28 protein-coding genes, 5 pseudogenes and 1 other annotated feature are annotated in these 24,052 nt (G+C 57.0%); of the genes and pseudogenes, 13 read left to right on the top strand and 20 right to left on the bottom strand.

The window, feature by feature from the left end:
• Positions 1 to 5: 5 nt before the first annotated feature.
• Together dinB and AC1Q6Z_RS32020 are read left to right on the top strand one after the other, a co-directional pair.
• Entirely contained in the window at positions 6 to 1,094 is a 1,089-nt protein-coding gene (gene dinB / locus AC1Q6Z_RS32025) for a DNA polymerase IV (protein WP_492650321.1), read from the top strand.
• 76 nt (positions 1,095 to 1,170) lie between these two features.
• Complete coding sequence (locus AC1Q6Z_RS32020; RefSeq protein ID WP_492650320.1) at positions 1,171 to 1,938, top strand: SOS response-associated peptidase family protein; 768 nt, start codon at positions 1,171 to 1,173, stop codon at positions 1,936 to 1,938.
• Positions 1,939 to 1,943: 5 nt separating this feature from the next.
• Here the strand turns inward: AC1Q6Z_RS32020 and AC1Q6Z_RS32015 are convergent, their stop codons facing one another.
• On the bottom strand, positions 1,944 to 2,207 hold the full coding sequence (locus tag AC1Q6Z_RS32015) for a hypothetical protein (protein ID WP_492650319.1): 264 nt from the start codon (positions 2,205 to 2,207) through the stop codon (positions 1,944 to 1,946).
• Between the two features lie 165 nt (positions 2,208 to 2,372).
• Here AC1Q6Z_RS32015 and xth point away from each other — a divergent pair, with 165 nt between their 5' ends.
• Positions 2,373 to 3,161, top strand: coding sequence for an exodeoxyribonuclease III (xth, locus tag AC1Q6Z_RS32010; protein ID WP_492650318.1), 789 nt, complete (start codon positions 2,373 to 2,375; stop codon positions 3,159 to 3,161).
• Positions 3,162 to 3,243: 82 nt separating this feature from the next.
• Here xth and AC1Q6Z_RS32005 read toward each other — a convergent pair whose 3' ends face one another.
• Together AC1Q6Z_RS32005 and AC1Q6Z_RS32000 are read right to left on the bottom strand one after the other, a co-directional pair.
• Positions 3,244 to 3,807, bottom strand: coding sequence for a hypothetical protein (locus AC1Q6Z_RS32005; RefSeq protein ID WP_492650317.1), 564 nt, complete (start codon positions 3,805 to 3,807; stop codon positions 3,244 to 3,246).
• 140 nt (positions 3,808 to 3,947) lie between these two features.
• Positions 3,948 to 4,607, bottom strand: coding sequence for a transcriptional regulator (locus AC1Q6Z_RS32000; RefSeq protein ID WP_492650316.1), 660 nt, complete (start codon positions 4,605 to 4,607; stop codon positions 3,948 to 3,950).
• Between the two features lie 239 nt (positions 4,608 to 4,846).
• Between AC1Q6Z_RS32000 and AC1Q6Z_RS31995 the strand changes: the two genes are divergently transcribed.
• Both AC1Q6Z_RS31995 and AC1Q6Z_RS31990 read left to right on the top strand, forming a co-directional pair.
• Positions 4,847 to 4,972: a hypothetical protein gene (locus AC1Q6Z_RS31995; RefSeq protein ID WP_492650315.1), complete on the top strand. Its 126-nt coding sequence runs from the start codon at positions 4,847 to 4,849 to the stop codon at positions 4,970 to 4,972.
• A gap of 100 nt (positions 4,973 to 5,072) precedes the next feature.
• On the top strand, positions 5,073 to 5,567 hold the full coding sequence (locus AC1Q6Z_RS31990; RefSeq protein WP_492650357.1) for a LysE family translocator: 495 nt from the start codon (positions 5,073 to 5,075) through the stop codon (positions 5,565 to 5,567).
• Here AC1Q6Z_RS31990 and AC1Q6Z_RS31985 read toward each other — a convergent pair.
• Positions 5,517 to 5,903: a DUF4112 domain-containing protein gene (locus tag AC1Q6Z_RS31985; RefSeq protein ID WP_492650314.1), complete on the bottom strand. Its 387-nt coding sequence runs from the start codon at positions 5,901 to 5,903 to the stop codon at positions 5,517 to 5,519. The two genes, AC1Q6Z_RS31990 and AC1Q6Z_RS31985, sit on opposite strands and share 51 nt — an antisense overlap.
• A 507-nt stretch (positions 5,904 to 6,410) precedes the next feature.
• Here AC1Q6Z_RS31985 and AC1Q6Z_RS31980 point away from each other — a divergent pair.
• On the top strand, positions 6,411 to 6,917 hold the full coding sequence (locus tag AC1Q6Z_RS31980) for a PAS domain-containing protein (protein WP_492650313.1): 507 nt from the start codon (positions 6,411 to 6,413) through the stop codon (positions 6,915 to 6,917).
• A gap of 381 nt (positions 6,918 to 7,298) precedes the next feature.
• Here the strand turns inward: AC1Q6Z_RS31980 and AC1Q6Z_RS31975 are convergent, their stop codons facing one another.
• The 4 genes and pseudogenes from AC1Q6Z_RS31975 to AC1Q6Z_RS31960 form a co-directional block, all read right to left on the bottom strand.
• Positions 7,299 to 7,895 (bottom strand): transposase, encoded by a 597-nt coding sequence (locus AC1Q6Z_RS31975; protein WP_492650312.1) that lies wholly within the window; start codon positions 7,893 to 7,895, stop codon positions 7,299 to 7,301.
• Between the two features lie 44 nt (positions 7,896 to 7,939).
• Positions 7,940 to 8,242: pseudogene (locus AC1Q6Z_RS31970) on the bottom strand (integrase core domain-containing protein); the annotation flags it as partial.
• 4 nt (positions 8,243 to 8,246) lie between these two features.
• Complete coding sequence (locus AC1Q6Z_RS31965; protein ID WP_492650311.1) at positions 8,247 to 9,665, bottom strand: IS30 family transposase; 1,419 nt, start codon at positions 9,663 to 9,665, stop codon at positions 8,247 to 8,249.
• Between the two features lie 34 nt (positions 9,666 to 9,699).
• A pseudogene (locus tag AC1Q6Z_RS31960) lies at positions 9,700 to 10,631 on the bottom strand (IS3 family transposase); the annotation flags it as partial.
• Positions 10,234 to 10,350 (bottom strand) — a sequence feature (AL1L pseudoknot). Its footprint overlaps the pseudogene before it by 117 nt.
• Positions 10,632 to 11,427: 796 nt before the next feature.
• Here AC1Q6Z_RS31960 and AC1Q6Z_RS31955 point away from each other — a divergent pair.
• On the top strand, positions 11,428 to 11,748 hold the full coding sequence (locus AC1Q6Z_RS31955) for a winged helix-turn-helix domain-containing protein (protein WP_492650310.1): 321 nt from the start codon (positions 11,428 to 11,430) through the stop codon (positions 11,746 to 11,748).
• Positions 11,749 to 12,136: 388 nt separating this feature from the next.
• Here AC1Q6Z_RS31955 and AC1Q6Z_RS31950 read toward each other — a convergent pair whose 3' ends face one another.
• From AC1Q6Z_RS31950 to AC1Q6Z_RS31925, 6 genes are all read right to left on the bottom strand, one after another.
• Positions 12,137 to 12,292 carry a hypothetical protein gene (locus tag AC1Q6Z_RS31950; RefSeq protein ID WP_492650309.1) on the bottom strand — a complete coding sequence of 52 codons (156 nt, stop codon included), beginning with the start codon at positions 12,290 to 12,292 and terminating at the stop codon, positions 12,137 to 12,139.
• Positions 12,293 to 12,484: 192 nt separating this feature from the next.
• Positions 12,485 to 12,688, bottom strand: a complete 204-nt coding sequence (locus AC1Q6Z_RS31945; protein ID WP_492650308.1) for a hypothetical protein — start codon at positions 12,686 to 12,688, stop codon at positions 12,485 to 12,487.
• 475 nt (positions 12,689 to 13,163) lie between these two features.
• Positions 13,164 to 13,421, bottom strand: a complete 258-nt coding sequence (gene rpsU, locus AC1Q6Z_RS31940; protein WP_492650307.1) for a 30S ribosomal protein S21 — start codon at positions 13,419 to 13,421, stop codon at positions 13,164 to 13,166.
• 1,222 nt (positions 13,422 to 14,643) lie between these two features.
• Positions 14,644 to 14,877 carry a hypothetical protein gene (locus tag AC1Q6Z_RS31935; protein ID WP_492650306.1) on the bottom strand — a complete coding sequence of 78 codons (234 nt, stop codon included), beginning with the start codon at positions 14,875 to 14,877 and terminating at the stop codon, positions 14,644 to 14,646.
• Positions 14,878 to 15,458: 581 nt separating this feature from the next.
• The gene (locus tag AC1Q6Z_RS31930; protein WP_492650305.1) at positions 15,459 to 15,731 is read right to left on the bottom strand and encodes a hypothetical protein; all 273 of its coding nucleotides are present in this window, start codon (positions 15,729 to 15,731) and stop codon (positions 15,459 to 15,461) included.
• 176 nt (positions 15,732 to 15,907) lie between these two features.
• On the bottom strand, positions 15,908 to 16,351 hold the full coding sequence (locus tag AC1Q6Z_RS31925) for a Ros/MucR family transcriptional regulator (RefSeq protein ID WP_492650356.1): 444 nt from the start codon (positions 16,349 to 16,351) through the stop codon (positions 15,908 to 15,910).
• A gap of 651 nt (positions 16,352 to 17,002) precedes the next feature.
• Between AC1Q6Z_RS31925 and AC1Q6Z_RS31920 the strand changes: the two genes are divergently transcribed.
• Positions 17,003 to 17,194 carry a DUF2934 domain-containing protein gene (locus tag AC1Q6Z_RS31920; protein ID WP_492650304.1) on the top strand — a complete coding sequence of 64 codons (192 nt, stop codon included), beginning with the start codon at positions 17,003 to 17,005 and terminating at the stop codon, positions 17,192 to 17,194.
• A gap of 245 nt (positions 17,195 to 17,439) precedes the next feature.
• Positions 17,440 to 17,595 carry a hypothetical protein gene (locus tag AC1Q6Z_RS31915; RefSeq protein ID WP_492650303.1) on the top strand — a complete coding sequence of 52 codons (156 nt, stop codon included), beginning with the start codon at positions 17,440 to 17,442 and terminating at the stop codon, positions 17,593 to 17,595.
• 202 nt (positions 17,596 to 17,797) lie between these two features.
• Here AC1Q6Z_RS31915 and AC1Q6Z_RS31910 read toward each other — a convergent pair whose 3' ends face one another.
• A complete protein-coding gene (locus AC1Q6Z_RS31910) occupies positions 17,798 to 18,058 on the bottom strand; it encodes a DUF6894 family protein (RefSeq protein WP_492650302.1) in 261 nt (86 codons plus the stop codon).
• 136 nt (positions 18,059 to 18,194) lie between these two features.
• On the opposite strand from AC1Q6Z_RS31910, the gene AC1Q6Z_RS31905 reads away from it, so the two are divergent.
• The 4 genes and pseudogenes from AC1Q6Z_RS31905 to AC1Q6Z_RS31890 all read left to right on the top strand — a co-directional run.
• Positions 18,195 to 18,647: a DUF2383 domain-containing protein gene (locus tag AC1Q6Z_RS31905; protein ID WP_492650301.1), complete on the top strand. Its 453-nt coding sequence runs from the start codon at positions 18,195 to 18,197 to the stop codon at positions 18,645 to 18,647.
• 1,297 nt (positions 18,648 to 19,944) lie between these two features.
• Positions 19,945 to 20,085, top strand: a pseudogene (locus AC1Q6Z_RS31900) (ATP dependent DNA ligase); the annotation flags it as partial.
• 701 nt (positions 20,086 to 20,786) lie between these two features.
• Positions 20,787 to 21,017 carry a hypothetical protein gene (locus AC1Q6Z_RS31895; protein ID WP_492650300.1) on the top strand — a complete coding sequence of 77 codons (231 nt, stop codon included), beginning with the start codon at positions 20,787 to 20,789 and terminating at the stop codon, positions 21,015 to 21,017.
• Positions 20,998 to 21,165, top strand: a pseudogene (locus AC1Q6Z_RS31890) (DUF982 domain-containing protein); the annotation flags it as partial. The gene AC1Q6Z_RS31895 and the pseudogene AC1Q6Z_RS31890, both read left to right, overlap by 20 nt.
• 54 nt (positions 21,166 to 21,219) lie before the next feature.
• Here the strand turns inward: AC1Q6Z_RS31890 and AC1Q6Z_RS31885 are convergent.
• The 5 genes and pseudogenes from AC1Q6Z_RS31885 to AC1Q6Z_RS31865 form a co-directional block, all read right to left on the bottom strand.
• Positions 21,220 to 21,328: pseudogene (locus AC1Q6Z_RS31885) on the bottom strand (non-homologous end-joining DNA ligase); the annotation flags it as partial.
• Between the two features lie 227 nt (positions 21,329 to 21,555).
• Entirely contained in the window at positions 21,556 to 21,750 is a 195-nt protein-coding gene (locus AC1Q6Z_RS31880) for a hypothetical protein (protein WP_492650299.1), read from the bottom strand.
• Positions 21,740 to 21,952 (bottom strand): hypothetical protein, encoded by a 213-nt coding sequence (locus tag AC1Q6Z_RS31875; RefSeq protein WP_492650298.1) that lies wholly within the window; start codon positions 21,950 to 21,952, stop codon positions 21,740 to 21,742. Before AC1Q6Z_RS31875 ends, AC1Q6Z_RS31880 begins: the two co-directional genes overlap by 11 nt.
• Positions 21,953 to 22,494: 542 nt before the next feature.
• Positions 22,495 to 22,803: a hypothetical protein gene (locus tag AC1Q6Z_RS31870; RefSeq protein ID WP_492650297.1), complete on the bottom strand. Its 309-nt coding sequence runs from the start codon at positions 22,801 to 22,803 to the stop codon at positions 22,495 to 22,497.
• A gap of 104 nt (positions 22,804 to 22,907) precedes the next feature.
• Complete coding sequence (locus tag AC1Q6Z_RS31865; protein ID WP_492650296.1) at positions 22,908 to 23,585, bottom strand: SOS response-associated peptidase; 678 nt, start codon at positions 23,583 to 23,585, stop codon at positions 22,908 to 22,910.
• Between the last annotated feature and the right edge of the window lie 467 nt (positions 23,586 to 24,052).

Genomic DNA, 24,052 nt, shown 5'->3' with positions numbered 1-24,052 from the left:
GAAACATGATCGAGGACATTCAAACGGTGGTCAGGAAGATCATCCATGTCGACATGGATGCCTTCTATGCGTCCGTCGAACAGCGCGACAATCCGGACCTTCGAGGCAGGCCCGTTGCCGTCGGGAGCCCTGCTGCACGCGGCGTGGTGGCGGCCGCAAGCTATGAGGCCCGCGTCTTCGGCGTTCGCTCCGCGATGCCGTCCGTAACGGCCGCGCGCCAATGCCCGGGTCTTGTCTTCGTGAAGCCGCGCTTCCACGTCTATCGTTCCGTATCCGAGCAGATCCGTGAAATCTTCGCCGAATACACGCCCCTGATAGAACCGCTGTCACTCGACGAGGCTTATCTCGATGTCACCGAGAACCTGAAGGGCATGGCGATCGCCACCGAGATCGCGACGGAAATTCGCGCCAGGATCAGGCAGGCCACCGGTCTCAATGCTTCGGCAGGCATCTCGTACAACAAGTTCCTCGCCAAGATGGCGTCGGACCTCAACAAGCCGAATGGGCAAGCGGTCATCACCCCGAACAACGGTCCCGCCTTCGTCGAAAGCCTTCCGGTCAAGAAATTCCATGGTGTCGGTCCGGCGACAGCGAAAAAAATGGCTGCGCTGGGTATCGAAACGGGCGCTGACCTGCGGGACAAGTCGGTGGAGTTCCTGACCGATCACTTTGGCAAGTCGGGCCCCTATTTCCATGGCATCGCCCGCGGCATCGATAATCGGCAGGTCAGACCGGACCGTGAGCGAAAGTCTGTCGGAGCAGAAGACACCTTTGCCATCGACATTGCCGACCTCGACGAGGCAAAGCGTGAGCTCGACCCGTTGGTGGCGAAAGTCTGGCGCTACTGCGAAAGCAACGATGTTTCAGCCAAGACCGTGACGGTGAAGATCAGATTCGCCGACTTCCAGGTGATCACCCGCAGTCGAACCAATCCAAGCCCCTTTGCCGACGATGACGCGATCCTCGTTGCGGCCACCATGCTGCTCGAAGGCGCCCACCCTTTCCGTAAGCCGATCCGGCTGCTCGGCGTGACCCTTTCGGCACTCGGACAAAAGGATGAGTCGATGACGCGGCAAATGGAGTTTCGCTTGTAGCGCGCCGGCGGATGACGTTGCCGACCACGATCGACGCGCTATCTTGCTCGCGATAGGATGGAGAGGAAGACACCCTATGTGCAATCTTTACCGCCTCGACGACAAGGATTGGGCAACCAGATGGGCGCGCGACGCCGAAAGCCTAATCAATCCGAGGCCCGTCTACCAGATGAACCCCGACGAGCTCGGGCCAATTATCCGCAGTACCCCGGCGGGGAAAAAGCAGATTGCGCACGCCCGCTGGGGACTGCCCGCTCCCTTCTATGTGTTGAAGGGACTTGCTGAAGAGAGGGCGCAAAAGCTCCGAGCGAAGGGCAAGGAGGTCGATTTCGACGATCTCCTGCGCAACATGCGAGATCCCGGAACGACGAATCTCCGGAAACTTCAACATTGGAAGCAGTGGTTAGGCGTGGAACACCGCTGCCTCGTTCCCGTCACCAGCTTCGCCGAACCGGATCCAGCAAGCAAAACAGACGGCGGGTACACGCCGAACGCTTGGTTCGCTCGCGATCAGAGCAAGTCGCTCATGTTCTTTGCCGGTGTTCACGTTCCGCAGTGGACAAGTGTCCGTAAGGTGAAGGACGGTCCGACGACCGACGATCTCTATGCGTTCCTGACCACCGACCCGAACGAGCTCGTCAAACCGATTCACAAAAACGCCATGCCGGTTCTGCTTCTTACAAAAGAGGAAACCGAGATCTGGATGAACGCTCCCTGGGATGAAGCTAAAGCTTTGGTCCGGCCGTTGCCGGATGACGCCCTGATTGTGGCATCGCGCGAGCCATATGGCACGACCATCGTCGACAAGACGGGTGAACCCACGTCACAGCCGACCCTCTTCTGATGCAGTCAATGCACGGATGCGTCAGAACGCCTCTGCCGGAAATCCACCCTGACGACATTCTGGAAATCGTCCGTCAGGGCGTCCGACTTGTCGCTCTCACCGCTAAGCCCGGCGTCTTGCTCGTTTATGCTGACCGCAGGCTCTGGCTCGTTCGATGCGCGCATAGCCCGAATCTTCCGCGACATGTGCACCACTAGCTTCTGGTAGTACGCGACAATCTCCTTGTGCTCGCCGCGCGAAATGTAGAGTTCATCAAACCTCTGGGACATCGCAGTGGCCTCCTGTTGAGATGACAAGCCCGCGGCACGGCAAACGGTTCCTCATCCGCCTTTATCATGGCTAACAGTCTCTAACCGCGGCGCAGGAACCTTCGAGGGTGGGCGACATTCAGTTATCGCCTGCCGCCCTGCCCGCGTAGTCAACCTGGAGCTCAAGTGAAAATCGCCACATACAACATCAACGGCGTGAACGGACGCCTCCCGATCTTGCTTCGATGGCTTGAGGAAGACGAGCCGGACATCGTTTGTCTTCAGGAACTCAAGGCGCCGAACGACAAGTTTCCCAGACGGGAGCTGCAGCGCCTTGGCTATGAGGCGGTGTGGCATGGACAGAAGAGCTGGAACGGGGTGGCCATCCTCGCAAAAGAAACGATGCCAGTCCTGACACGCCGCGGCCTGCCGGGCGATCCGGACGATACGCACAGCCGATACATCGAAGCCGCCGTCGACGGCATTCTCGTCGGTTGCCTCTACCTCCCGAATGGGAACCCCGCCCCCGGGCCGAAATTCGACTACAAACTTCGCTGGTTTGCCCGGCTCTACGCATATGCGGCTGAGCTGATCGAACTCGGTGTTCCAGCTATCCTCGCCGGCGACTTCAACGTCATGCCGACCGACCTTGACGTCTATGCGCCGGAACGCTGGCGCGACGATGCACTGTTTCGCCCTGAGGTGAAGAAAGCGTATGCTGGCCTTCTCGCCCAAGGGTGGACGGATGCAATGCGGCACCTCCATCCCGATGAACGGATCTACACATTCTGGAAATACTGGCGAAACTCGTTCGAACGAGATGCGGGATTGCGGATAGACCACTTCCTGTTGAGCCCTACGGTTTTGCCATGGTTGCGCTCGGTAAGCGTGAGGCGCCGGCCGCGAAGTTGGCAGCACACGAGCGACCACGCACCGGTCATGATCAAGATCAACCCGACCGATGCTACCCTTTAGACTGGAATGTGCGCCTGGACCGTTTGCAGCGTTTGGCTCAACGCCAGGCTTAGTCTTGCAACAATCAGGACCAATAGACGGTTCACTTCGGCTCAAATCGCCTGAGCATTTGTCTCAGTTGATCGTTTTGAAGCCGCAGCTTCCCCGCCAGCAGGTATCGCAATTCACGAATCTCGCTGTCCAGCGCCCGAACGGGATCTGGTGTACTCGCGCGTTGCTCCGCCAAGTCCGCAGCCGGCACCACATCCCTGGTATACCCCGGCGCTTCCGCCTTGACCTTCCTTCGGGTGCTCGGCGGGGCCCTGCCTTTATGATTTCGCCGTTCGGCGACGATGGCAAGCACAGTGCGATCTCGGGCTAACGCGGGGGCTTCGTTGGGCGGCATAGAGCCAGTCACTTCCGTCGCCATTACCAGCGGCGGCTCATGACGATCTCTGGCTTCGGCCTTGGCAGCTTGCGATGCCGCCGATTGTGTGGACCCAGGCGCGGGCTCGCCCCCAAACGGTGATTCAGTAGCGGTGGAATTGGCTCCATGCCCCTCGGCCTCGTTGGGGATTCCGGCGACGCTGGCTTGGCCAGCGTGCTGATCCGCAGTCTTTTCCCGAGACAACAATCCGGTGAGAAGTTTCCAGGGCGATTTTACCATCGCTTTGCAACTCCCATCGTATCCTGCGCGCTGGTAACCCACTGGGCAGCAGAGACAAAGATACCCATTTTCAGCGCTCCAGCACCATAGCGCTGAAGAGGACGGTCGGCCTGGCAGCCGACCAATCCTCTGGCATCAGGTCAGGCAAGACCCAGTCGCTTGCGAAGATCCGCATTCTCCTCGCGGAGCTTTTCCGCAAGCAGTTTCCGAAGTCGCTGGTTTTCCTGCTCAAGTTGGAGCAGATCCTTTATCTCCTCACCGGCCGCTTTTACAGGCGAGACAGCCTGCGAGGCAGGTTCGACAATCGACCCGACCGCATCCTTGGCTTTGCGTCCGCCACGGCCGGAAGTTGGCTTCACCTCGGCTGTGGCATTCTTGCTACCTCTCTTCGCCCGTGTTTTCTTTACAACAGGCGTGTCGACCAAAGCATCAGAGGTTACAGTTTCCAGCGTCGCCTTCTTGGCTCGCGGGCCACGCTTTTTAGGCTCAGGTGCCTTTGGAAGCGCAGTTTCGGATTCCGTGGACGCCAGTTCGGTCATGCTCGTTTCGTCGGCCATCTGTTTCTCCAGTAGAAAATATGATGTTGTTTCTTGCAGTAGATTTTCTGTTGACGCCGGTACCTCGCGCATCGGCGCATCTGAATCAACACCTTGCTCATCAGCCGAAGCCGCTTGAACCTCGCCGTCGTGCTCGGAGAACCGGCGCAAATCGACGTTGCCCCATATTGAGTTGGATTGCGGTATGGGTTTCCGACGCGCACCCTTGTACTCAACAACAAAGTTCTTTTGTGGCTTTTTCAAATGTTCGAGGCTCCAGGTGCAGTCATTTGGTCATGCGTAAAGAGACATTTCTCGCACAGAATTGCAAACCCCGGCCCCGCAAAAGGCAGTGTTTCGCTACCAAAATATCAATCGACTGAGCCACCAGTACTCATCAATGGCGCTTGCCTTGATAGCCACACGCCGGCCGACATGCCGATAGCGGCACTCGAAGCGGGATGGTATGAGGCTGGTATCTGGTTCTCCCGATACTCGAGATCATGCCTGACGCTTCGACCTTCCTGACCCTTCTTCTGGCGCTCGTCGTCCTTGAGATCACACCCGGCCCGGACATGATGCTGATCATCGCCCGGGGCGTGGGACAGGGCGCAAGACAGCCCTGTTAACGGTCGTCGGCATGATCTTTGTCGCCGGTGCGGTTCAGGTCAGCCTGCTGGTTCTAGCGCTGGCGTCGCTCGTGCCGCCTACCCGTCGGCCCTTACCGTCCTGCAATGGGCGGGTGCTGCATGCCTGATCTACCTTGGAGGCAGGATGATCCGGGAGAGCTTTGGACAACAGTCGGCAGCAAGGCTGCAGGCCAGGCCGGTTTCAGCATGGAAGGCTGTTCGCGAAGGTACGTTTAACAGCCTAACCAACCCAAAATCCCTGCTGTTCATGTTCACTTTCCTGCCGTTGTTCGTCCCGGCCGCAGGTCCGATCTGGCAACAGCTTCTTGTCCTCGGATCAATCCAGAAACTGGTCGGCATCTTCTCGTTGGGTGGCGTCACCCTTTCGTCCGGGACGGTTGGCCACCTCCTTATCGCTGGCCGAAACTGCTGGCGTGGCAGGAGCGGTTTACAGGATTCGTGCTGCTTGGTCTCGGCATTCGCCTGTTTTTATCGGGAAGTCCATCGCCTGCGCCGGCGATCGCGAGGTAGTCGTCGAGGACGATTACCGGCGCCCGCGGTCGAGGTCAGCGTGGTCGAGATCGAAGTGATCTAACACCAGTTGAACATTCCGCCGGTTCGACTTGAAATAGGCGTCGAACACATCGCCAAGCACCGGCACGCTTCCCGCGACGGTGTCGAAGCCCACATTGACCAGCATCTTGATAAGTTTGTCGTTCGGCACGCCAAGACGGCGCGCCTCGTTGACGATGATGAGGCTCACCGCTGCTGCTGCAAAATCGCCGACGCCCGGGATGAGGCCAAGGATGGAATCGGCACCGAGCGACACGCCCGTGCCTGGAATGCGTAACGCCGTGTCCATCAGCCGCGCCAGTCCGCGTATCCGTCGAAGGCGTGCCAATTGTTCAAGGGGTAAGTGGTTCTTTTCCATATCCGTTATATGATCGACGCGGGCCGTTGTTCAAATGTTATGCCGCACCCTTGGTCCGACCACCACAACTCCGATAGCGAAGGGCTTTGGTTCCGATGTGATAGAACGGAGCCTCGGCGGCGGCGAAGCCAGCATGCACCACGCATCATCCGCAATCGTCGATGTCGGTCCTGCCGGCCGCATTCGAGGCTGACATCTGACAAATGTCAGATTTCGATGTCGCTCAACAGCTTTCGCGCGAAACACGCGTAGATTGAGCTGAAAACCAACAGCTTGTATTTCGACATAAAGTTAATCCCTAGTTTTGGCTATTACGCGAATCGCAAGCGTTAGCTTATTTAGCCTCAGTCGAAGCAGTGTGACTGGCCATATTTGGTGCTCCTCGACCTGCCCCCCGACCTGCGATCTCAGGTCTCAATCAATATCAGTGGCCACGAAACGTGGCGTTGTGTCGGACGGACCCTCTGAATGAATTGCACTCAACATCTCGCTGCGAATACCAATAGCATGCTTTCCCCAATCACGGGGGGCATCTATCGATGGATAGTCGCCGAGGACCTCGTCTATGCTGACACGAAAACAGAGGCATTATTTTGCATTCCTGATGAAGATGCCGGCCGTGGCCTGCCGATTGCACGCTACCTTCATTTGGTCCATCCTGAAGATGTTGAGCGTGTAACATCCGCGATTCTTAACGCGGTGGAAGCCGGTTCCTCCTATCGAGCCCAATACCGGCTGCTTTCCAACAGCGGAAAGGAGACGACGGTTCTCGCAATGGGCCAATGTTTTCACGATCAATACGGCGAACCCACAGAGTATACTGGGATGGTTTTCGTGTTGGATCAGAAATCATGGCTTGTGGATGAAGAGGATAAGCTCGTTAAAAGTTGCATTGGGGCGTTCCAAGAGGCAAAGCGGGCAGGTAACGAGATTGTATCTTATCTTCTTTCAATGGCCTTGATTGAACTTGGGCAAAAAGCCGCGTGCGAATTTATGCCGGTGCGGGTTGACTAGGGTCAGGACTTCGTTAGCGGGGCCGTTCCAGTCAAACAAAAAGTGACGGCCGCAGCAGCGCCGTCATGCTGCCAGTGCGGTAAATAATCCCGACAGATCCCCTTTCGCCGATGTCTGACTTGCTTTGCCCCTCGTTTGAGGTCGCCCCGGGTTCATGCTTCGGTCCGTGGTCAGCGCGATGGCTGCCACATGATGCTGGTCCAGTGCGGCACTTCCGATGTGCCCATCTCATTGGCGTGCTCGGCAGAGGCCGGCGACAGTCCTGACCACGGCATCCTCGGAACCGCGTCCCGGTAGGGACCTCGAAGGTCTGCGGTCGGGCAGACTTCAACGATATCGTTCTGATGTAAATGCTCAGGCCGACTTGGCGAGCAATGGGACTCAGGAGAATTCAGTACCATCCTTCCACATCCTGTGAAGGATGGTGCCGATGCGCCTTGCCAAAGCCACCATCGCACGCTTTGCGCCTCGGCGTTTGGCAACTTGCGCAGCCAAACTTCTCAGCCATGTCGAGCGCCCCCGATGGATCATGACGGTAGCCGCTTGGCATAAGGCTCTTCGTAGATTGGTGTCGCCAGCTCGCGTAATGCCGCCGTTCACGTCGCGTTCCCCGGACTGGTTACGTGACGGTGTAAGGCCAACCCAAGGATCAACCTTCTTCGATGACGAGAACCGCGCGGGATCATCGACAGCGGATCGAAAAGTCAAGGCAACGACCGCCCCAATCCCTGGCATCGTCGACAACAACCGGCACACCGCGTCGTCCTTCGCAATCAGACGGACTTGACGTTCGAGCCCTGCCAGTTCATGGCGCAGGCTGGTGCTTGCACGTAACATCGGACCGGACGCTGCTCGCAACATGGAATTGCCTTCTACCAATTCCCTGATCCGGGCGTCGAACTGGCCGCGCGAGATGGTGCCTACCTTCAGACCGAAGTTTCTCAGCAGCCCACGCAGCGATAGCTCCAGCGCAATCATGCCCTTGAACCGCACCGGGTTTGCCGGAGGCCATTTGGTTTGAGTTATGCGGCCATGGCTGGTTCGTCCAGCATGGCGTAGTAGCGTTCTTCAGGCTCGGCTGGCGGTATGTTTCCGATGCGCTCCAGAAGTCGTCGGTGGTTGAACCAGTCGACCCATTCCAGAGTGGCGAATTCCACCACTTCGAAGTTCCTCCATGGTCCGCGCCGATGAATGACCTCGGCCTTGTAGAGACCGTTGATCGTTTCGGCGAGGGCATTGTCATAACTGTCGCCGACACTTCCGACAGAAGGCTCTATGCCAGCTTCTGCCAGCCGCTCGGAGTAACGGATGGACACGTATTGGGCAGATTCAACCGGTCGCCGCAACACCTTCGATCATATCCGGTTTAAGCAGGCCGTCGAGCGCTTCTGCCGGCGTGCGATAACCCAGCGTCTTGCGAGGCCTGCTATTGAGGGCATGCGCCACAGCGCTGAGCTCATCGGCTCCGTGTTGGCTCAGATCTGTACCCTTCGGAAAGTACTGACGTAGCAAACCGTTGGTGTTTTCGTTGCTACCGCGCTGCCACGGGCTTTGAGGGTCACAGAAGTAGATATCCAGGCCAGTGTCGATCCTAAGCTGCGCGTGCTGAGACATTTCCGTACCCTGGTCCCAGGTCAGGGATCGGCGTAGATGCGCCGGAAGTTCCATGATCGTCTCAGCGATCGCGTCACGAACCGCTTCAGCGCCGTGTCCAGCGAGTGCAGGACCGTTCTTGACGGATTTTTCGATTCCGTGACCTTCCATGCGTGGCAGGTGCAGGAGCATTGTGAACCGTGTCGTGCGTTCGACCAGAGTGCCGATCGCGGAGCTGCCGAGACCGAGAATGAGATCACCTTCCCAATGACCAGGCACCGCTCTGTCGCCGATCTCCGCGGGACGGTCGCTGATCATCAGTGCATCACCAAGAAAGGACTTACCACGGCTGCGAGCCCGTTCGCGAGGCAACCTAAGCGCTCGCCCGGAGCGCAAGCAGGCCGATAGTTCACGCTTCAGAGCACCTCGACCTTGAATGTAAAGCGCCTGATAGATGGCTTCATGGCTGATCCGCATAGTCGCGTCCTCGGGAAAATCCAGTCTCAGACGCCGCGCAATCTGTTCCGGGCTCCAGGCTTTGGACCAGCGTCGGCTTTGCCGATGAACGGCCCGCCGTCCTTTCCATACCACGGCCGGGCCATCAAAGGCGATGCCGTCGGGGGTTGCAATGAGGCCAGCCAGTCGGTCCTGGACGTAGTCGCGAAGGACAACATTGGCTGCAAGTTTCGCCACCTTCGGTCGTGGAGCCGCTCGATCAGCATGCCACTGTGCAGTAATCGCACGATAGTCAAAGTCGCCGCCGCGTGTCGCTGAATTGCGCCTGATCTCGCGCGAGATTGTGCTCGGTGATCGTCCCAGTTTACGTGCGATAGCACGGATTCCAGTACCTCGGGCGCATTCCAAGGCAATTTCCTCTCGCTCTCGGAACGTTAGGCTGCGATTCCTGAGTGGTATTGCCGAGGGTGAAAGATGTGTGGGAGGCATACCGCCTGAACTCCGAAACCACCGGTTCCCAACGGGGGCAGAGACGCCGGCTTCCACTGCGGCATCCTCGCTGGACAAGCCTGCCGCTATTTCTCGCCAGAACCGGCACAGGTTCTCACGCTGCCATACAGGTGGTCGCCCTGGCGAGATTAATTTCTGCCGCGTTGACCGCTCCGATTTCCGTCTTCCCGTCACTATAAACACCTCCATGTTTGGGGTGTTGCGGCGACCGGTTGAATCTGCCTTGAACGCCCCTGTCCGAATGGTGCACGAGCCCGCCGCCATGAACGGGACGCCGACTCATGAATTGCCTGTTCAAGGGCATCGAGGACAAAGCTCGCATGTGCCGTCCGGCTCGCCCGCCAGCCAACGATGCGCCGGGCAAAGACGTCGATCACAAAAACCACATAGACGAAACCCTGCCAAGTCGCGACATAGGTGAAGTCCGAAACCCACAGCCTGTTTGGTGCTGGGGCTTTGAACTTGCGATTTACCCGGTCAAGCGGGCTCGGGGCTGCCCTGTCGAGAATGTCGTGCGGACCGGCTTTCCTCGAATAATCCCCTGCAGGCTCATCGACCTCATAAGCCGAGCGACCGTGCAGCGGGCGATGTCGTAGCCTTCTCGTTGCAACTGCCGCCAGGCTTTACGCACGCCGTAGACCTGGAAGTTCTCATTGAACACCCGGCGTATCTCGATCTTCAAGCCGATATCGCTGCGGGCGCGAACCGACAGGCGGTCTATATCCAAGCGCTTGGCGACGTTCTCGTAGTAGGTTGATGGGGCAATCGGCAAAAGCCTGCAGATCGGCTCGACCCCGAACACGCTACGGTGTTCGTCAATGAACGAGATCATCGCTTGAAGGGGCGGTCGAGCTCCGCCATCGCGAAATAAGCAGACGCCTTGCGCAAAATCTCGTTGGCCTGACGAAGCTCGCGGTTCTCCCGCTCAAGAGCCTTCATCTTCTCGGCTGCGTCGCTCGGCAAGCCTGCTCGTTTGCCGCTATCGACCTCGGTCTTCTTCACCCATTCATGCAGCGTGGCCGGCGAGCAGCCGATCTTGCCCGCAATAGATGAAACAGCGGCCCACCGCGACGGGTGTTCTGCCTCGTGATCCAGCACTATACGGATGGCGCGTTGGCGGACTTCAGGTGAAAACTTGTTCGTTGTCTTGCTCATATCGGCTCCACTCTCTCAGAAGTTCGAGCCTCCGGCAAACCCGGTGCGGTTCACGGTCCCTGTCCCTCCGCATGCCCGAGGCAAGCCATATACGGTCTAGAAGCTTTGAGGCGTCCTCCTCTGTACGAATGACATAGAATGCCGTGTTCTCGGACCAATAGTCCGCGGCGCCAATGTCTAGCTTAATTGCTGCCTCACAGGCTGAGAAGATACGATTATAGTCGGACTTCTCCTGAAACCAAGCTCCAAAGCCGATTTCAACTGAAACCAGAAAAACGTTGCTCATTGATGCGCGCCCATCATTTTTATCAGATACGCGCATGGTAGAAATCTGCGTTTCAATAGTCCCAAACCCCTCAGGGTAATATCGCAACTTGCGACGACGCACCATAGTATCGCGAGCCAACGACAAATTAAGATTAACGGCGGTTCCCTGCGAGCAGAAGGAGTCGAAATTGACTCGGAGTTACCAATATTTTCGAACGTGGTCACCGCCGTTCAAGAATACCCAGAGACCTTGTAAGCCCTGGTATAAACTATGCGAAGCCTTGTTAGCGATTTCGGCCTCTGTGCCGGACATAGGCCTTTTAAAGGGAACGAAACTGGGCGGACGCTCGTTCGAGTTCTAACGATCAATGAGAAAGGTAAGGCATTGCAGAAAGATCAACGTGTTTCGGCCGGCCGGCAGGTCTCAATTGCGCTCGCAGTTTCGATGATTGGCCTTCTGGTGCTGATGAACGCAGTCGTCATCGTAGCTGCACTACGAGATTTCGGCTGAGACGGGCTCAGTGCTCAAATGGCTGATTTGACTGATGAAAAATTTGAGAAAGTCGCAAAGCAGGCCTACCTCATGCAAGGCCTCGCCAGCAGATATCGAATAGAGATCCTGCTGTTGCTTGAGAACGGCGAGCGCTCGTTGTCGTGCATTTCTCGAGAACTCAAGCTTAGTCGTGCGGCGGCGGCCCATCATTTGGACGTTCTAACTGATCGTGGTATGGTAAGTGAGCGGCGCACGCCTGGTGGATTATTCTACACATCCCAATTTCATGAGCTGAATAGCATTCTGGCCGCTATCGCAGCTACTCCGCGAGACAATCGTCGCCGGCGACCTTCCTGAACGATGTATAGTCGAGCCGAAACGCAACAGCGCGCAACGCTTCAAGCGAAGGATTGCGCAACTGGATCGACGGCCATTCGCTGAGCCGCCATAGGCGCCTTTTAGCCTCAGCAAACGGGCCGCGCCTCATCGACACCACCCCTCAGACAGCCCGCTCGGGAATGACGGTGGGATCCTTTTCATTCAGCCGCATTGTTCCATCCACGCAACATAGGAATTGTTCAAGCCCCAACGTCAACAACCGCCGTTTTTGCCCCGTCGGCCCACAGCGATCGCGGCCGTAATATACAGCCGATGAATCGCTCTCGATATGCGCCGCAACGAAAATACCTCGACAATGCCCGCAGCAATCGGTACGGATGTTCATCGGACAATTTGAAAGCAACCCTCAAGCAGCTTGGTCAGCTTTGCTGACCTTTCTGGACGTCTGGCGATTTTGTTCAATCGCCATACTTATGAAATAGCTGAGCGTGCCATCATCTTGCTGAGACGCTAGTAGCTTGGCCATCAGCAGCAGATGATTGATTTCTTGCTTATTATTCACCGCTTGATCCTCCAGTCCAGAGTATTGCCTGGCGCCGCACCTGCGACACATGCAAGTCTGGGATCTGCGGGTAAACAGTGGGTTAACGAAAGCCACCTTCAAATTGTATTCGTACGCTAGCCTACAATCTACCCGCAACTGTCCAAGATTTGGCACTGGGGTTTTAACGCGTCGACGGCTGCGATGTATTGCCTAGTGCAACGTCACAGCGCGGCTGAAGGCATGGTCACCATTTAGAATGTCCACGACAACATCCGCTTCATCGAGCGTTAGAGCGGTCATAAGCCGGCCGTCGCATACAACCGCCGCGTTGGTCCTGCGGTCGTACACTTCCCAGCCGCTATCCTTACCTCTACGTAGACCGAAGGACTTTGCCGCATAGATGAGCGCGCGCATGACCTCTCTCCCAAGTTGCAACTGCGGTATCAAACGCTCCTGCTTTTCGGCTTCGATAGTTGCTCTTGACGAAGTGGTGCGAGCGAAGCGTATCCAGTACCTGCGAGGCTGCCGCGTTCGCCTGTTGAACCGCTGTCAGTAGGCTTGGTACGCCCAGGGCTGATGCAGGCCCGCAATATTATCCAGCAAGAAATATGACGTTCACGTCACGGTAGCAGGCTTCTCTAGGCTGCATCCTTTTCATTCCGATGTCGAACTTCACGTTACTGATGGTCTGATACTGTCTCACTCACCCGGATCAGCACCGTGACGGATCAGCCGTCGCGCTAGCTTCGGGCAAGTTGGTCGCGGTGAACTCACGACTGACTGTTGCAACATCCGAGGCGAGCTGACAAATACCAGCGGACAACGGCGACCGGAGCGACATTGCTCGCAAGAGCGGCCGCGTTGGTGCGTGGGATGTTGGCAACAATCGTTATTTGGTAGCCGATCGTTTCGTCGACGGTTTGCCTCTTACTTTGGTGTTGGCAATCCCGAGCTCGCGATTGCGCTTCTTCATCGCGAGCTTTCTGGCCCGGCGAATTCCCTCCGCCTTTTCGCGTGCGCGCTTTTCGGACGGTTTCTCATAGTGCTCGCGAAGACGCATTTCTCGGAAGACACCTTCCTGCTGCAGCTTCTTTTTCAGGAAACGTAACGCTTGATCGACATTGTTGTCACGCACTAGGATCTGCACTGTTCACTCCTTACTATAGCACGAGCGGCTTCATATCAGGATTGTCCGAATTGAGAATGCCAAAAAATGCATTATTGAACCGAACGAAACCAGGGAGGCCGTATGCAAGATGCAGTTATAAAGCGCGCCGTTCGAATTTCCGAGCTTAACCGAGAAATCTCGAAAATCATGCCAAAATTCTGGCAGACGAGCACGGAAAGCTATGGTGCGAAGGCCGATGGTAGAGTTTGGGCTGAACGGCTTGGCCCGCTTCTCGATGAGCATCGAAAACTAAAGCTGGAAATTAGTACTCTGCTAGCCAGAGGCCATTAAGCGGTAAGCATCTCGCATCTTGGGCGGTTAGAGCGATGAACGAAACTTGGCACGGGGCGCGCCTTCACGTCGGCAGAGGAAGAGGAACTCTTCGGAGTGTACTCTAGAACGGACGAATCAGGCCCAGCAACTTCGCCGTGTCCCGAACCCCTGCGCCATAAGCTAAGAGCACTTTCTTCGCTCGATCTTGCGCCAAAGCTCCCTTGGGATCGCACCCGTACTGAGCGCACCACGACTTGATAAGATCCCTTAGCTCTTGCACCTCCTTCGGCTGGAGGGGCGAAACCGTCACGCAACGTCCACTGAACATGGTTGGCTCCGATATGCGGCAATCATTGCCATACAAAATGGTAGTGCCTCACGTCGTTTTCGCAAGCAGAAATTGTGCTATGGCCTGCGGAATGCAGCGTTTAGTATACGATACGTTACGAAACTCCGATCCCGCCTGGGCACCCGCGTGCAACAAAACACGAGAATGAAGTGAGACAATGACACCACGAGCCAGCTGGCAGGACACCGCAGCACATCGCAGCTGGTGTGCGGCAAAACAAATATAGTTGCACTGGAATCGCGGCTCCTCCTTTCCCGGGATGTCGATGACGGGAATGGTCTAGCGCTGTGCCCAACGATTCAGAACATCGCGCCAGTCCGGGCCGAGTTCTGCCCAGGCCATCAGGGCCTGCAACCAGGTTATCGTGGGTCGCGCTCGGAGAGGGGGATCCCCTGCTTGAGAACGGCCATCTCTACCACGCGTGCCGCCGTCTCATGGATTTCCATAATATGCGGCGGGGAGAAGTCGTTGCTAGAGTGGATGCGTGACCAACCCGGATGTCGATAGCGGACGCTAGATTACGCGCCAACAGTCCGCAGATTGTCGACCCGGTAGGAGAAGGCCATGACGCGCGTTTGGTCATGCCACGATTTGCTCATCGCTGTAGAACATGCGGGCGGACGCTTCGATGAGCGCGCGATGTTTTTTTATGTCAAACGATGCCGGAAATGTCTCAATGAGATGTTTTGCAAATGCCTCCTTTGTAGCCGGATCCTGATCAAACCAAGATTGCGATGTGATCTCATCGAAAAGCGAACGAAGCACGTTGAGTTCTTCCGGCTGGTAGGCTTCCTTAACAAAAAGATGGTGCATTGTGTTCTCCCTAAACACGTTATCCGCTGAGATCCTCGTCTTCGTTGTCGAGACGTTGCCTGATCATTATGCCGGCACGAGCGACAAATATACGCCCCTATGCGACACGGCGTCTACCAACTATGACGCCCGCAGATGACGGCATATTGACATCGGGACGGCAGGAGAGAGTTTGCGACAAAAGCACCGCAACGTTCTCACCCAGACGACTGGTCTCGCAAGGTCCGGATTGCTAGTGGCGAAAAAAAAGCGGCCCCGCGATGGGACCGAGGGGCTGACAGTCGGAGCGGGTGCTGGCTTCGGATATTTTGCTTTCCCCCGACGGTAATGTCTATCCAGATCCAACCATTATTTGGTGGACCATTCGACTTCGACGCATTGCTAGCGTGATCAGGGCTTCGGGAACACGGAAAATGCCAGAACACGCGGAGAAAGCTTTCAGTCGCAAAGCCTGACGACACGCGCCCTTTGCTTGCTCGTCCCGAGCCGGCATCCCGCTTCTGACGTCCCAACCAAATGTCGGCTTCGCCAAATGTCCTCCGCTTAAGCAAATACGCAGCGCTACGGGTAGTCTCAGTCCCTCAAATCTTGTCCGACATGATCTGTACGAGCTCGCCAAGGCGCGTAAGGATACGGCTGTTACTTCCATCGTCGTTACGGGTCAGGATTTCTAGCAAGAACGAAGACACAGCGCTGAACTCCGATCTTGTCGCAGGCTGGAAGGCGAGAATATCGTTAAAGGCTCTTTCAACTTCACGATCGAGCGCTTTAAAACGGTCATCCTCCCAAAAGTCGGTCTCGTTGGCGAGCTTCAACTGAGCGTTGTGGAAGGCGTTTATGAAATCACCAATCATGGCCACTCCCCCTGACCTAGGAGAAGCGTACACGATTGCGCGATCACCGGGTATTCTCAAATCTAGCAAGACGCCGGCACCACACCTGCCGTGTACGGCAAGCCAACGTCTCCCGGGAGCGGGTGAACTTTATAAATCACGCCTCCGTTTTCACGCGCACCACCGCGAAATAGATCCTAACTTTCCTTTTTTGCAGATCGAGATTGGCCAAGGCCCATTTCCCGGGCCAGCCGCGATCGCGCCACCGCGTAATTGGGTGCGACCATGGGATAGTCGGGCGGAAGGTCCCACTTTTTACGGTATTCATTGGGGGTCATGTTATATTGAGCAGTAAGGTAGCGCTTTAGCGACTTGAACTTTTTCCCGTCCTCTAGGCAGACGATATAGTCGGGCTGAATAGACTTCTTTACCGGGACGGGTGGCTTTGGCACCTCGATAGCGAGACGCTCGTCATCAACTGAAACCGGATGCGTCGTCGATTGTAGCGCAGCGTGCACGTCGGCTATCAACCGAGGTAGCTCGGAAACGGGGACGACATGGTTGCCTACATACGCTGCAATAATGCCAGCGGTAAGTGCAGCCAATTGGTTGCCATAGGGGCCGCCGCCTTTTTGGATCAACAGAGAGTTGCCGCAAGCTAAAGGCAATGCCGTTAAGATCGCGGGCAAATGTGAGATTGGCCGATAGAGGTAGATGCGGAAAAAGGCACCCCTAGCCGTCATCTGATATTGCTCAGGTTAGCCGAACAGCGATCTAGCCTTATCGCCAATTTGGACGCACAGTCGGTTTTTCTCGAAGCTGGCAGCGGCGTTGGACGCATATCGACGGCCAGACGATGGGCCCATCGATCTCTTACACCTAAGCCCGCTCCTTATCGCTCGGGGATATACTCAGCATTATGTGAATGAGGCGCTCGACCTTTTGGTGCATGCGGGACGGATAGAGTACTTCAGAGGCTGCCGCGTTCGTCTTCTCGACTGTCTTTGACAAGGGGCTTTGTGAGCCTGGCCATCACGTGAAGCAGCTCCTTAGATCGCTGAGCGGGAACGTGCGATCCGCGGCAGCGAACGCCGACGTACGTGGAGCTTCCGAAATCGCGTCATAAGAAAGCCTGTCACGGAGCCTGCGCGGCGGACGGCGGGAACTTCCACCTAACAACCACGTTGGGACATTTGAAAAGGGAGCGAGTGAAATGAACCGAATAATTTATATTGTCGGGCTCGTCGTTATCGTCCTTGTCGTGCTGTCCTTCCTCGGTTTCCGGTGACACCATGAGCGATGAACGCGACTTGCGCATCAAGGCACGCGCCTTTGAACTCTGGCAAAAGGAGGGGTCTCGAGATGGGCGCTCTCTGGGCCATTGGCTCCAGGCCGAGAAAGACGTCGAGGAAGCGGAGCGTTCTTTCGACGAGAACAGCCCTTCGACGACGCGCACGCGTCGCGCTCGAAACGGCAAACCTTAGCTGCGACTGTAAGGGCACGACGCCTTGAGCGGGAATTGAAAACGTTCAATGGCTTACCTCTGGCGCAACTTGCAGCTCGACGTTTCGCCCACGATGAAGTCGTTTTGTTCTTCCTTGCCGGCGGAGCCGTAATAACTTTCCCAATTCTCTGGCTCGCAGTCGGACCCTAGCGCAGCGCTCAAGCGGACTGCCCTGGGCATAGAAGCCGTTTGGGAACCTTTAATCCGCTTCACGGTTGAAATGTCATGGAAACTGAGCAAAGAGCCAAAGCCGGCATGAAAGGGCTCGTCGTCACCATCTCAGCGATAGCTGTTCTGGTGGCTGGGATCTATATCGTGTTCTGGACGCCAGGTGAGCCGAACGTTGAGCCGACGCCGAACGCTATTAACCGATCGGAATGAGGTGTTGATATGGAAAGAGGATATCCGCCGTCAGATGTGTATAGCGTTGACGACCTCCCGCCTGATCGAGCGAATGAGGAGCGAGCAAGCAGGCACATCCTGTATGCAATGGTGGGAGCGACAAGCGCCATCGCCGGGCTGTACGCCTTTGGCGTCCTGTGCGGCCTTCTGGCAGGAGCCTCGTAGGTATTTCTATGTCGCTTCAGTCTGGGAAATATGCCCCGTGCGATCCGTGAGGAATGACCTCAAGGACGAGACGCACCGTAAGGAGGGGAACGCGGTGCTCGTCCTGTAGCTCGACCGACAGATTATCAATCGCGCCCTTCGGCAATCCGTCTACAGCCATCTCGGCCAAAAGGAACTTCGCTTCGGCTTGTGCTTCCTCGATGCCTGGGAATTCGAATGCACGATCAGGCTGGAGGACGTCTTCCTGATCTTGGATTTTAAAGAAGAATTTTGCCACCGCTCGCTCCATACGCCATTCGCGCACACCACAACGATGAAAGCGCCACGACGTTCCTCCTCGGCTCTGCATAAAACGCGTGCGGAACATTCCGGCGATAGGTCGGTTTCCGCCTCCCAACCATAAGGAGAACGTCATGGTTACGATGGTAGGCAGCGAGTCGGATTTCCGGTCGCTCATCAAAGACCTTATTCTCTTGGAGCACGATGCCATTGCGGCGTACGACTCCTGCATCGAGCGCCTGGATAATCAGCAGTCGCGCAGCCAGATCGCCGATTTCAAGAACGACCATTTGCAGCACCTTCAGGTCCTCAACCGCATCGCAACCGAGTTGGGAATGGACGCGCCGACAGAAGGCGACATGAAGCAGTATCTGACGACAGGAAAAATCGCGCTCGCCAACATCTTTGGCGACAAGGCAATTCTCCGGGCGATGAAGAGTAATGAGGACGATACAGTCACGGCTTACGACCGCGCTGCGCGTCACGAGTCCGCGCTTCCAGAGTCCAAAGCCTTCTTTTTGGCAGCGTGCGATGACGAGCGACGCCATAGGACGTGGATGGAGACGGCGATCGAGGCTGACAATTAAGCGCGTCGTGGGGCGCCATCATAGCACCACGGCTCTCCTCTTATCACATGTGGAGGATCAGGTGACTGACCTTGGACCCAAAATACCGCCGGAGCGCTCGCCCGATTTGCCGGAGGACACTCCACAGCGGCCACTCCATGAACCCCAACCTGATACCGTGCCAGAAGACATTCCGGAACCCGGGCCTGATATCCCCGACGGGCAGCCCATCCAAGAACCACCCGCGAGATAATCAATTGTGTTGGTGACCCGCCAGCAATAGCCGGCGGGCCGCTGCCTCAATACGCCTGCCTGATCCGGCCCTTACGACCCATAAGCCCCCTTGTTGGGGTGCCGCAGGGCTTCCTTGTGGACGTCGGTCTGACCTTCCCTGACGTCAGGTTTATGAGCGCCTCGGGAGCCCCGTTCACTCCCATCGTTCCGCTTATCTGACCGGGGAGGCTTGCGCTCCTTGGCCTCAGGATGCGTCCCGTCTGAGATGCTGCCAGGGTGCGGGTCTTCGACTACGGGCGTCGCCGTTACAGATTTGTCGTTTTCGGGCTTGGTCATCTTCGCTCTCCTCTTTTGCGGGGAATGCGACTGCATCCTCACCGGTTCCCTCACACCGTAAGGCCAACATGCGCGTGTTTTTCTCAGGGGTGTGCAACGGAGAGTGCTTGGCGGGTTTTTGATTTTTGGAAACCTTTGGTTATGATAAGCGCGCCAGTGGATCGGCATGGCCGATCAACAAGCTTCCACCAACCAACTCATGCCGTCGCGCCTACCGTCTAAATCCTCGCCGCCTCAACCTGCACTGCCACGCAGAACCCCCCCACGACACCTTGCAGAGCAGATGACCGTATCGAGTACGCCGGAGGAAACCGGGTGCGCGTGGATCGCTGAAGCGAAAAGGGGGTCGCGACGAGCGTTAAGCGACCCCGATACGGCCATGGCCGGAGTGCCAGCAAGGCCAATCGGCTGAGGAGCTAGCCTCGCCTGGCCGCATTGCCAAACCGGACTGAGCCTCGCTTGTTCCGCAAAGCCGAAAAAGAAAACCCCGCGGTAAGGCGGGGTTGAAGACAGTCTTGTCTCATATGCACACCGGCATTATGCGCCAAGCGCCGCAAAAGTCAATTCAATGGCTGGTGCCGGACCATGCGCTAGTCGGGTTCTTGGGGTCTATACGCCCGCCTCTTTTGCCGCCGCTGCGAACGCAGCGCGGGCCGCCTCGGGTTTGCTACCGCATCCACCACGGCGCTCCGTAAGCATATGGACAGCATGATCATTCCGAAGCCGTCTATCGTTACCAAAATCCAATAATGCGGTTTGGCTCGGGCCTGAGTTGGTCGCCGAGATTGAATTTAAAGCGTGGACGGCTGACGGGAAGCTCAGACACCCGTCCTGTAAGGGTCGGCCCAAGGCCGCGGACGCCGCCGACGTCTACGAAATCAACAATTAAGCCGATCGCGGAACATCTGTTCCAACTCACGGTTAGATGTTTGCGGCAATGCGTAACCTGCGACGCGCCGTGACGGGGGGCCGCTTTCGTCCATGGAGTGGCCTCTCGCCTACAAATAACTGCTATGATGAAGCTCCTCGAGTGACTGCTGACATCGAGTTCAGCTGGCCCTCGCGACGCTTACGTACAAAGTATCGGTGGGTTCGAACGCTACGAAGCGCATAATAACGTATCGACGGCTCATGTTTTGGGCGCCGTTGCCGCTAGCTAAGGAGCTCCCGCCCCAGACAAAAGGGGGCGGCAATGCAGCCATCCTCAGCAGAACTTCTCAAAGACGACGGCGAATAGGTCGTTATCCTCAACGACGATGGCGTCGAAACTCGCAGGTCGTTCTCCCTTAAAACTACGCGACGAATTGGCTTGACGGCCAGCGTATGCGTTTGGGCTTGTCTGAGCACGGTGTCGTATCACTCCCCTCCGGCCGCAGATTAGAGGGAGAGCAGCGATGCAAGACCGATTGAAGCGCGCTGCCAGCGGATCTTTATGGGGAGACCTCGACCAAAGTGCTCGCATCGCTCGCGATCAAGCTGAAAGCGAGCGGTCCGCGCGGGAAACGAAAAGCCGGAAGCTGAAGGAAAAGCGACTGGCGAGAGAAATGCACGATGCTGGTAAGTCTCCAGACGGCAACACTTGAGGGGAACATGCCAGAAACCTTCATCAACAACGCCTATAGTCCGGAGGAGTTAGACGCCCTGAGAGCGACCTATGATGAAATCACCGCGACCTCGTGGTTTCGTCCAACGCCAGAGGCGAAGAAGGGCTTTGCAAAGTACCTCTTTGCGACCTTCTCGGCGGGTGAGTTCAATCGCGAGAGCCACCAAGCCGCTCTCGAAAAGATGGCGAGGCAGCACTATGGACGTCAGTCACGATAATGAATTTTCGGGAACGCGGGTGACGCGCTCCGGGACCTGGGAATCCCCTATAACATTCGAAACACCCAAGCTCGGCGTCTATCTGACCATTTCCAGCACCGCGGAGGCAGCGCGCGTGCTTTTGGACCACTGGCCGGTTGCCAAGGGAAAAGCCCTGAGGAAGGCCAAGGCCGCCTGCGTTATGGTGCTTGAGGGAGACGGCGAAGCCCGTTCTTACTCCGCCGACAAAGACAAGCCCATCACCCTGTCGAGCTGCCAGCAGCAGCCGGCCGATGCCGTCGTCCATTCGCCGAGCACTCATAGCCGACCATGGCAAGCTCCTCCGAGTGCGACTCACTGGAGTTTCAGCCACTCGCGTTCCATCTTGCGATAGGGCAGCTCGGCCAGTTCACCAGGTCACCGAGACCGGCGCTCAGCCAGAAAGCTCTGCTTTATCCAAGCCCTTGTCCAGCTTCTAGCCGGGCTAGCGCCAAAGCCAAAACGGGGTCAAATCCTCCCGACATTCGGCAGCTAGACGCTCATATTGTAGGTCAGAAAACTATGAGCGGTCTGGTTGCTGATCATCAAATCCAACGTCCCAATCCTTTTGTTTTTTCTGGCCAGGAGGGGTCCGGTTCGCCGTAGCATCCTCCGAACCGGTAACCACAGTCGGCTTTGCACTTGCAACACCGCTGGCCTTGCGATCTCCCCGAGACGGTGCGAACGGACCGGTATCTTTGAGCTTATCGCTCATTCTTTTGCTCCTTTACTTTCAGAGCGTCCGACGGCCGTCTGCGCTCGGGATCCTTGTTCGTTTCACCGACGGCGTCAGGGACGTTGTCGGGATCGTCTTTCGCAGGAAGGTAACCACGGGGCCTGCTTTCCTGTGGACCCTCCCAACGCGGCGACTGATCGGTGGTGCCCGCGGCACCGTCTTTCGGTTTTGTGATACCCATGTTGCTCTCCTCTTGGTTTACCATCTAACCACGCTGTCACGGCAAAGTTCCCGAGGCTGTCTCGTGAGAACGATCGCCAGGCGCTTGCGAGCAAGCTTTCTGTTGAAACCGCCTAAAGCTATGGGAAAACGGCCCGCTAAGAATTTTGATTACCGCTTGCCCATCCAGGATTGTCACGCTGAGCTTCAGCGCAGCGGCGGCCTCTGCTATCGCCGGGGAACGCTCCGTCCAGTCCGTGACTTGCCGCGCTTCAGAAGCGTCACCTTGCCATATCGGAGGTAAACGGCAGGCGATAATTATCCCACTTGATTTCGAACAGCCAGTTCGGCGCCGATGGCGCCTTTGACACCAGCTTCGCCAAGCATGGCTCGATGCGGGCCGGCATCGGATCAAAAGAAAGCTGAGGCTGATCCGGATTGCGGGCCCGGCGCCGCTGACCGCGCAGTGTTGCGTCATCTTCCTAGAGGAACGGGGCGGGGCGCGCTGGTTTCGACGGGCATTTGACCATACGCCCAGTTCCGGAAGCAATTCTTTCGATCAGGTTACGGACCGGAAAGCCGGGCTCTCTTGCGATCAAGCGCAATCTTGATATCGCGGATTTGGTCGGCCGCCTCAAGCAGGAGAGTTTTGAACTCTTCGTTTGAGAGTTGTGAAACCATCGCGGTTGACGTGATAATGTCGATGGCGACATCCGAGTCCGCGGTCGTCTCAACATCGCCAAGTGCCTCACCACCTTCCTGTATCGTGACATACGCATGATTCAGCAGCATCAGCTTCTCGGAGTCGGACAGCCGACCGGCGATGTTCGCGGCATGGATCAATTCTGCGACGACGTCGGAGATTGCCTTCAAGGGGGTTGGCCTACGAGAGAAGAAAATGCCCCGCACAGGGCGGGGCAAGTGCTGAACAGAAAGTGGTTGGCGCGATTGGAACGCGTCACCGAGACAATAGTTCCCTAAAGCGAGTTGACAATCGGCTCTGGGCGTCCTTCGAAGGTCGACTTATTCACCGCGCGGCTTACGCGGTGAAACTGCATGCTGGCGTCCAGATTGCGTCCCAGCAGGAGGCCCTTGAGGTTTTCGACCGGCGTTGCGGGGTTGAGCCAAGCATCGAAGGCGGCCGGATCGAGGATAACCGGCATGCGGTCATGGATCTGGCTCATTGGCGAGACGGCCGGCGCGGTCACAATGGTGCAGCTCGTGACGGCTGGTTCAAGCCTTGTGTTATGCGCCCAAAGCCCGGCGAACGCGAAAGGGCGCTCTCCCGGCATCTGGATAAGCCACGGGTCCTTGCCCCCGTCGTCGGCCTTCGTCCATTCGTAGAAGCCATCCGCGGGAATAAGGCACCGCCGAGCCTTGAAGGCATCGCGAAATCCCGGCGCGGTATCGACGGTTTCGATTCGGGCGTTGAACATCGCCGCCTTCGGAAGTGCCTTCGCCCAGTGCGGCACAAGCCACCAACGACCGTTGTCGACCACCTGTTCACCATCGTCGTCAAGCCGGATAAAGGGAACGGTTTGCGTTGGCGCGATGTTGTACCGGGCCTCGGTGTTTCGGCTTTTGATTCTGTCGGTCAGCCGGTAGAGAGCCACCAGCTCCCGCGAGGACAACATTTGCGTGAAATGGCCGCACATGCTTGCTCACCCTGTCAGCTTTCGCATCATCGCGTCCGCCTTTTCATTGCACCCCAAGGACAGGATGTGATGGTCCGCCAAGGAAGCGATGGCCACGCAAGCCTCGCCCTCATCCCATCCTGCCCTCAACGCCTTCCAGACCAACGCCTGGAATTCGGCCTCTAATTCTTCTTCGCATTGGAGGAAGCGGTCCTCGGGCTGTTCCGTCGGTCGTGGTCCAAGAATTGGCATCCGCGAAGGATAGGGCGGTCGTGTCAGCTCGACAAGCAGACCCTCGTTTCTAGGCCGGCTTGCACCCGCTCGAAAATGATTGGGCGCATGAAAAAATGCATCTTGAACGCCCAAAATCTGAGAATTATTGTTGAAGCCGGAGGCAATTTGAGGAGGTTGAGATGGGCTCCAGCTTTTTCACCAAAGGCACATTCGAGCCTGAGGAACTGGGAGCGCTCAAGTCGCTATTCGACGAA

Source organism: Shinella sp. GW835-FHT14H05, assembly GCF_058793575.1.
This window is presented reverse-complemented; position numbering and strand designations above follow the sequence as displayed.